The organism is Klebsiella terrigena (genome assembly GCF_006539725.1).
Classification (GTDB): Bacteria; Pseudomonadota; Gammaproteobacteria; order Enterobacterales; family Enterobacteriaceae; genus Klebsiella; species Klebsiella terrigena.
Genome location: NZ_BJNO01000025.1, coordinates 74,302 through 81,016 on the forward strand (window position 1 = coordinate 74,302; position 6,715 = coordinate 81,016).

9 protein-coding genes are annotated in these 6,715 nt (G+C 66.1%); all 9 read left to right on the forward strand.

What is annotated here, in order from left to right; genetic code table 11:
* The first annotated feature begins 51 nt into the window (after positions 1-51).
* From ccmA to ccmI, 9 genes are read left to right on the forward strand one after another with little or no spacing between them, the layout of a single operon-like run.
* On the forward strand, positions 52-675 hold the full coding sequence (ccmA, locus tag RTE01_RS22280; RefSeq protein WP_134526481.1) for a cytochrome c biogenesis heme-transporting ATPase CcmA: 624 nt from the start codon (positions 52-54) through the stop codon (positions 673-675).
* Complete coding sequence (ccmB, locus tag RTE01_RS22285) at positions 672-1,331, forward strand: heme exporter protein CcmB (RefSeq protein ID WP_041145982.1); 660 nt, start codon at positions 672-674, stop codon at positions 1,329-1,331. Before ccmA ends, ccmB begins: the two co-directional genes overlap by 4 nt.
* Positions 1,332-1,386: 55 nt before the next feature.
* Positions 1,387-2,124, forward strand: a complete 738-nt coding sequence (locus RTE01_RS22290; RefSeq protein WP_041145981.1) for a heme ABC transporter permease — start codon at positions 1,387-1,389, stop codon at positions 2,122-2,124.
* Positions 2,121-2,351: a heme exporter protein CcmD gene (gene ccmD / locus RTE01_RS22295; RefSeq protein WP_041145980.1), complete on the forward strand. Its 231-nt coding sequence runs from the start codon at positions 2,121-2,123 to the stop codon at positions 2,349-2,351. Before RTE01_RS22290 ends, ccmD begins: the two co-directional genes overlap by 4 nt.
* Positions 2,335-2,793 (forward strand): cytochrome c maturation protein CcmE, encoded by a 459-nt coding sequence (ccmE, locus tag RTE01_RS22300; RefSeq protein WP_076947579.1) that lies wholly within the window; start codon positions 2,335-2,337, stop codon positions 2,791-2,793. Before ccmD ends, ccmE begins: the two co-directional genes overlap by 17 nt.
* Positions 2,790-4,745: a heme lyase CcmF/NrfE family subunit gene (locus tag RTE01_RS22305; protein WP_134526479.1), complete on the forward strand. Its 1,956-nt coding sequence runs from the start codon at positions 2,790-2,792 to the stop codon at positions 4,743-4,745. Before ccmE ends, RTE01_RS22305 begins: the two co-directional genes overlap by 4 nt.
* A complete protein-coding gene (locus RTE01_RS22310) occupies positions 4,742-5,299 on the forward strand; it encodes a DsbE family thiol:disulfide interchange protein (protein WP_041145977.1) in 558 nt (185 codons plus the stop codon). Before RTE01_RS22305 ends, RTE01_RS22310 begins: the two co-directional genes overlap by 4 nt.
* Positions 5,296-5,754, forward strand: coding sequence for a cytochrome c-type biogenesis protein (locus RTE01_RS22315; RefSeq protein ID WP_115192481.1), 459 nt, complete (start codon positions 5,296-5,298; stop codon positions 5,752-5,754). Before RTE01_RS22310 ends, RTE01_RS22315 begins: the two co-directional genes overlap by 4 nt.
* The gene (gene ccmI, locus RTE01_RS22320; protein ID WP_134526476.1) at positions 5,751-6,599 is read left to right on the forward strand and encodes a c-type cytochrome biogenesis protein CcmI; all 849 of its coding nucleotides are present in this window, start codon (positions 5,751-5,753) and stop codon (positions 6,597-6,599) included. The genes RTE01_RS22315 and ccmI overlap by 4 nt, the downstream gene beginning before the upstream one ends.
* Positions 6,600-6,715: the final 116 nt, after the last annotated feature.

Sequence of the window (6,715 nt, forward strand, 5' to 3'; positions counted from 1 at the left end):
CTCCGCGATTGCCGCTGCCGACTATGGTCTGATTTGAAAGGGCTTGCACTCATGCTGCACGCAGAACAACTCACCTGCATCTACGACGAGCGGGTGCTGTTTCAGGCGCTGACGTTAACGGTTAACCGTGGCGAAATGCTGCAGGTGTCCGGCGATAACGGCAGCGGAAAAACCTCCCTGCTGCGGCTGCTTTGCGGCCTGGCGCGGCCGGAAAGCGGCGTCGTCAGCTGGCAGGGCGAGCCGCTCTCGTCGGTACGCGACGCCTTCCATCAGCAGCTGCTGTGGTGCGGGCATAAGCCTGGCGTCAAGGCGGCGCTGACGGCGGATGAAAACCTGCGCTTCTTCTTTGCGCAAACCAGCCCGCGGGCGCGGGAAGAGGCGCTGGCGGCAATGGGGCTGGCGGGCTACGAGGACGTGGCGCTGAGCCAGCTCTCGGCCGGGCAGCAGCGCCGGGTGGCGCTGACGCGCCTGTGGCTGACTTCGGCGACGCTGTGGATCCTCGACGAGCCGTTTACCGCCCTTGACGCCACGGCGGTGGAGCGGCTGACCCGACGCCTGGAGCAGCACGTGCAGGCGGGGGGCAGCGTCATTCTCACCACCCATCAGCCGCTGCGGACGCTGGCCTGTCCTCTGCGGACGCTGCGCCTCTGCGGCGAAAGGACGGTGGGCTGGTGATGCGGGCGCTGTTTTGCCGCGAAATGCGCCTCGCCTGGCGCAGCGGGGCGGAAATCCTCAATCCGCTGTGGTTTTTCCTGCTGGTTATCACCCTGTTTCCGTTCGGCGTGGGCGCGAATCCGCCGCTGCTGGCGCAGATTGCGCCGGGCGTGGTGTGGGTCGCGGCGCTGCTGGCGGCGCTGCTGGTGATGGATCGCCTGTTTCGCGATGACTGGCAGGACGGCTCCCTGGAACAGCTGCTGCTGCTGCCGACGCCGCTGGCGGCGGTGGTGCTGGTGAAGGTGGTTGCCCACTGGATAATGACCGGTCTGCCGCTGCTGATCGTCTCCCCGCTGGCGGCGCTGCTGCTGGGGATGACCGCCCACGACGCGGGCGTGCTGGCGCTGACCCTGCTGCTGGGTACGCCCACCCTGAGCTTTTTAGGCGCGGTTGGCGTGGGGCTGACGGTGGGGCTCAGGCGCGGCGGCGTGCTGCTTAGCCTGCTGGTGCTGCCGCTGTCGGTGCCGCTGTTAATCTTTGCCACCGCCGCAACGCAGGCCGCCTCGGCGGGGCTGCCGGTGGATGGCTATCTGGCGATCCTGGGGGCCTTTTTAGCCGCCAGCGCGACGCTATGCCCGTTTGCCACCGCCGCCGCGCTGCGGCTGACGGTGCAATAACCCGCTGCGGTCTTTCTGACGTGGTGATAAAAAACAGTCGTGTGAGTAAACGTCTATGTGGAAAGCATTACATCAACTGGCGATCCCCGAACGGCTATACGGCCTGTGCGGCCGCTGGATCCCGTGGCTGGCGACGCTGAGCGCGCTGCTGTTAGCGGTGGGGCTGGGCTGGGGCTTTGTCTATGCGCCCGCCGACTACCAGCAGGGGGAGAGCTATCGCATCATGTATCTCCACGTCCCGGCGGCGATGGGGTCAATGGGGATCTATGCCGCGATGGCCGCCGCGGCCTTCGTTGGCATGGTCTGGCAGGTCAAAATGGCCGACCTTAGCGTCGCGGCGCTGGCGCCGGTTGGCGCCGTCTGCACCTTTATCGCGCTGGTTAGCGGCGCCGCGTGGGGCAAGCCGATGTGGGGAACCTGGTGGATCTGGGATGCCCGTCTGACTTCTGAGCTGGTGCTGCTGTTTATTTATGGCGGCATTATTGCCCTCTGGCACGCCTTCGACGACCGCCGCCTGGCGGGACGTGCCGCGGGGATCCTCGTGCTGGTCGGGGCGGTCAATCTGCCGATCGTTCACTACTCGGTCATCTGGTGGAACACCCTGCATCAGGGGTCGACCAATATGCAGCAGAGTATTGACCCCAGCATGCGCCTGCCGCTACGCATCTGCATGCTCGGCCTGCTGTGCCTGGTTATTACCCTGACGCTGATGCGCCTGCGCAATCTGATCCTGCGCCAGGAACGCCGCCGCCCGTGGGTGGCGGCGCTGGTGAATAAAGGAGCCTCGAAATGAGTCCCGCTTTTTCCTCCTTCGCCGCGTTTCTGGCGATGGGCGGCTACGCGCCGTACGTCTGGCTGGCCGCTGCCGCCGCGCTGGCGGGCTTTGGCCTGCTGACTGCGCATACCCTGTGGCAGCGCCGGGCGCTGTTCAGTGAGGTTCGGCGCCAGCAGGCCCGCGACCGGCGGATTGCCGCCGCGCGCGTCCGTGACCGGGAGGCCGCAGATGCAGACGCGTCGTAAGAACCGCCTCTATATCGTGCTGGCGGTGGCGGCCGGGCTGGGGCTTGCCGTCAGCCTGACGCTGTACGCCCTGAGCGCCAACATCGACCTGTTCTATACCCCAGGAGAGATTATCTACGGCAAGACGGAAACCCATGAGAAGCCGCACGTCGGGCAGCGCCTGCGCATCGGCGGCTACGTTCAGCCGGGCAGCGTCAGGCGCAATGCGCAAACCCTGGACGTCAGCTTTACGCTGTATGACGCCCGCGGCACGGTTGAGGTGAGCTATCGCGGCATTCTGCCGGACCTGTTTCGCGAGGGGCAGGGCGTAGTCGCCCAGGGCGAGCTGGATTCCCCCCGGCACATCATCGCCCGCCAGGTGCTGGCCAAGCACGATGAAAACTACACGCCGCCGGAGGTAAAGGACGCCATGAGTCCCGTGAATAAGGAGAGCCAGCCATGATGCCGGAGCTGGGCAACTATCTGCTGTGCCTCGCGGCGGGCCTGGCGCTGCTGCTGAGCGTCTATCCGCTGTGGGGCGCTTCGCGTCAGGATCGGCGCATGATGGCGCTGGCCCGCCCGCTGGCCTGCGCGCTGTTTTTCTGCATCGTCGGCGCCTTCCTGCTGCTGGTGCACGCCTTCGTGGTTAACGATTTTACCGTGCGCTACGTGGAGGAAAACTCCAACAGCGCGCTGCCGGTGTGGTATCGGGTGGCCGCGACCTGGGGCGCCCACGGGGGCTCTCTGCTGCTGTGGGTGCTGCTGCTGAGCGTCTGGACCTTTGCGGTGGCGCTGCTGAGCCGCCGCATGCCGCTCGACGCCGTCGCCAGAGTGCTGGCGGTGATGGGGATGATTGCCTTCGGCTTTCTGCTGTTTATTCTGCTCACCTCTAACCCCTTCACCCGCACGCTGCCGCTGTATCCCATCGATGGCCGGGACCTCAATCCGCTGCTGCAGGATATCGGCATGATCTTCCATCCGCCGATCCTCTATATGGGCTACGTTGGCTTCTCGGTGGCTTTTGCTTTCGCTATCGCGTCGCTGCTGGCCGGGCGGCTGGATACGGCGTGGGCCCGCTGGTCGCGGCCGTGGACCCAGGCAGCGTGGGTTTTCCTGACCCTTGGCATTGTCCTCGGGTCGGCGTGGGCCTACTACGAGCTGGGCTGGGGCGGCTGGTGGTTCTGGGACCCGGTGGAGAACGCCTCCTTTATGCCGTGGCTGGTCGGCACCGCGCTGCTGCACTCGCTGGCGGTAACCGAAAAGCGCGGCAGCTTCCGCGCCTGGACCGTACTGCTGGCGATCTCCGCCTTTTCGCTGTGCCTGCTGGGGACCTTCCTGGTGCGTTCCGGGGTGCTGGTCTCGGTCCACGCCTTCGCCTCCGACCCGACGCGCGGGCTGTTTATTCTCGCGCTGCTGGTCATTGCCATCGGCGGCTCGCTGCTGCTGTACGCCATTAAGGGCGGACGGGTGCGGGCGCGCGTTGAGCATTCGCTGTGGTCGCGGGAGTCATTCCTGCTGAGCAACAATATTCTGCTGATTGCCGCCATGCTGGTGGTGCTGCTCGGAACGCTGCTGCCGCTGGTGCATAAAGAGCTGGGGCTGGGCAGCATTTCGATTGGCGAACCCTTCTTTAACACCATGTTTACCGCCCTGATGGCGCCGTTTGCGCTGCTGCTGGGCATCGGGCCGCTGGTGCGCTGGCGGCGCGACGCTGCGGCGAAGCAGCTGAAGCGCGCGGCGGCTTCAGCGGTCGTTACCCTGCTGCTGGCGCTGCTGCTGCCGTGGCTGCTGGAGGACCGCATCGCGGCGATGGCGACGCTGGGCCTGATGATGGCTATCTGGGTGCTTATCTTCTCGCTGATCGAGGTGCACGAACGCGCTACCCACCGGCACGGATTCTGGCGCGGGTTAAGGACGCTCTCGCGTAGCCAGTGGGGGATGGTGCTCGGCCACGTCGGCGTGGCGGTGACGGTTATCGGCATCGCGTTCAGCCAGAGCTACAGCGTGGAGCGCGACGTGCGGATGAAGGCCGGCGACAGCATTGATATCCACCGCTACCACTTTGTTTTCGCGGGCGTGCGCAACATCGTGGGCGCCAACTGGACCGGCGGCGAAGGGGTGATTCAGGTCACCCGCGGCGGGCGGCCGGAAGCCACGCTGTATGCGCAAAAGCGCTTCTACAGCGCCAGCCGGATGATGATGACCGAAGCGGCGATTAGCGGCGGGCTGACCCGCGACCTGTACGCCGCGCTGGGCGAGGAGCTGGGCGACGGCAGCTGGGCGGTGCGCCTCTACTACAAGCCCTTCGTGCGCTGGATCTGGTACGGCGGCGTGCTGATGGCGCTCGGCGGCCTGTGCTGCATGCTCGACCCGCGCTACCGGCTGCGTAAAAAGCTGCAGGAGGCGCAATCATGAACCGCAGATGGCTTTTTCTCCCGCTGGCGCTGTTCCTGGCGCTGGCGGCGGCGCTGTTCTGGCAGCTGATGCGCAACGCCGACGGCGATGACCCGACGACGCTGGAGTCGGCGCTGGTGGGTAAACCGGTACCGGAGTTTCGCCTCGAAGCGCTGAACGTTCCGGGCCAGCTCTACGATCGCTCGGTGCTGGTCAGCGGCGGGCCGCTGCTGCTCAACGTCTGGGCGACCTGGTGCCCGACCTGTCGCGCCGAGCATCAGTTCCTTAACGGCCTGGCACAGCAGGGGGTACGCGTAGTGGGGCTGAACTACAAAGACGACCGCCGTAAAGCGGTGAGCTGGCTCGATACTCTGGGCAATCCTTACGCCATCAGCCTGTTCGACGGCAGCGGCATGCTGGGGCTGGACCTCGGCGTTTACGGCGCGCCGGAGACCTTTCTGATCGACGGCCGGGGAATTATCCGCTGGCGGCACGCGGGGGATCTTAATGAGCGGGTCTGGCGCGAGCAGCTGCGGCCGCTGTGGGAAAAATATCGCCGGGAGTCGGCCTCATGAAGCGCCTGCTGAGCGGCGTGATGGCGCTGCTGCTGTCGGGCAGCGCGCTGGGAGCTATTGATACCTGGCAGTTTAAGAACGAGGCCCAGGAGCAGGCGTTTCGCGAGGTGACCTCCCAGCTGCGCTGTCCGAAATGCCAGAACAACAGCATCGCGGATTCGAATGCGATGATCGCCGCCGATATGCGGCTCAAGGTTTACGAGCTGCAGCAGCAGGGGCAGAGCAAGGAGCAGATCGTCGCCTACATGGTGGCGCGCTATGGCAACTTCGTCAGCTATGAGCCGCCGCTGACGGCGGGGACGATCCTGCTGTGGCTGATCCCCGGACTGTTTGTGATTGCCGGCGCCGGGGTGCTGGTGGCGCGTGCCAGGCGTCGCGATACCGCCGATGCGGCGCTGAGCGAACAAGAGCGCCAGCGGCTGGCGGCGTTACTGAAAAAAGGAAATGATGCATGACTGCGTTCTTAATCGTGGCCGCGCTGCTGCTGGCCGGCGCCCTCGCGCTGCTCTATCTGCCCTGGCAGGAGAAAGGGGCGATCGACCGGGATCGGCTAAACCGGGCGCTCTACCGCTCGCGTTTAGAGGAGCTAGAGCAGGAAAACGGCGCGACCCGCGAGGCGCTGGTGGTCGATCTGCAGCGCACGCTGCTGGCGGATATTCCGGAGTCAGACGCCCGCGCTCCCCGGCCCCTTGGCCGCCGGGTGCTGCTGCCGGGAGCGCTGGTGCTGGTCTGCCTCAGCGGCGGGCTGTTCCTTAAAACCAGCGATTTCGGCCAGGTGCTGCTCTGGCAGCAGGCGCAGCGCCACTATCCGGCCCTGCTGCAGCAGGTGCAAGACCCCACCGCCGCGCCGCTGCGGATGGATGAGATCGCCGAGCTTCGGCTGGGGCTGCGCAGCCGGCTGCAGGATAATCCGCAGGATCTCGCCGGCTGGCAGCTGCTCGGGCGTATCGGCCTGTTGCTGAACGACGGCGAGACGGCGATCGGCGCGTTTGCCCGCGCCCATCGGCTGGCGGCGGACGACCCGGCGGCGACCTTCGACTACGCCAGCGCGCTGGTGCGGGCGGGGGATAGCGGGCAGATGCGAATGGGGGAGCTGCTGCTGCGCGAGCTGCATCAGCGGCAGCCGCGGAGTCAGCCGGTGCTGGAGATGCTGGCGCTGAGCGCGGTACGGAACGAGGATTATCCTCAGGCGGTTGAGGCGCTGCAGGCGCTGCTGGGGCTGTTGCCGCCGGGGGATGCCCGGCGTCGGGCGATTGAGGGGGAGTTGGCGCAGGCGCAGGGGCGGGCGCCGGCGAAGTAGGCTGGCGGGGGTGTTTTGTTCACCGTAGTGGGCTGTTCCGCTCTCTCTCGGGGGATTGAACCGCCCACATTCGGTGGAATGTTCCTTCCACTGTCGCGGAATGTTCCATTCACATT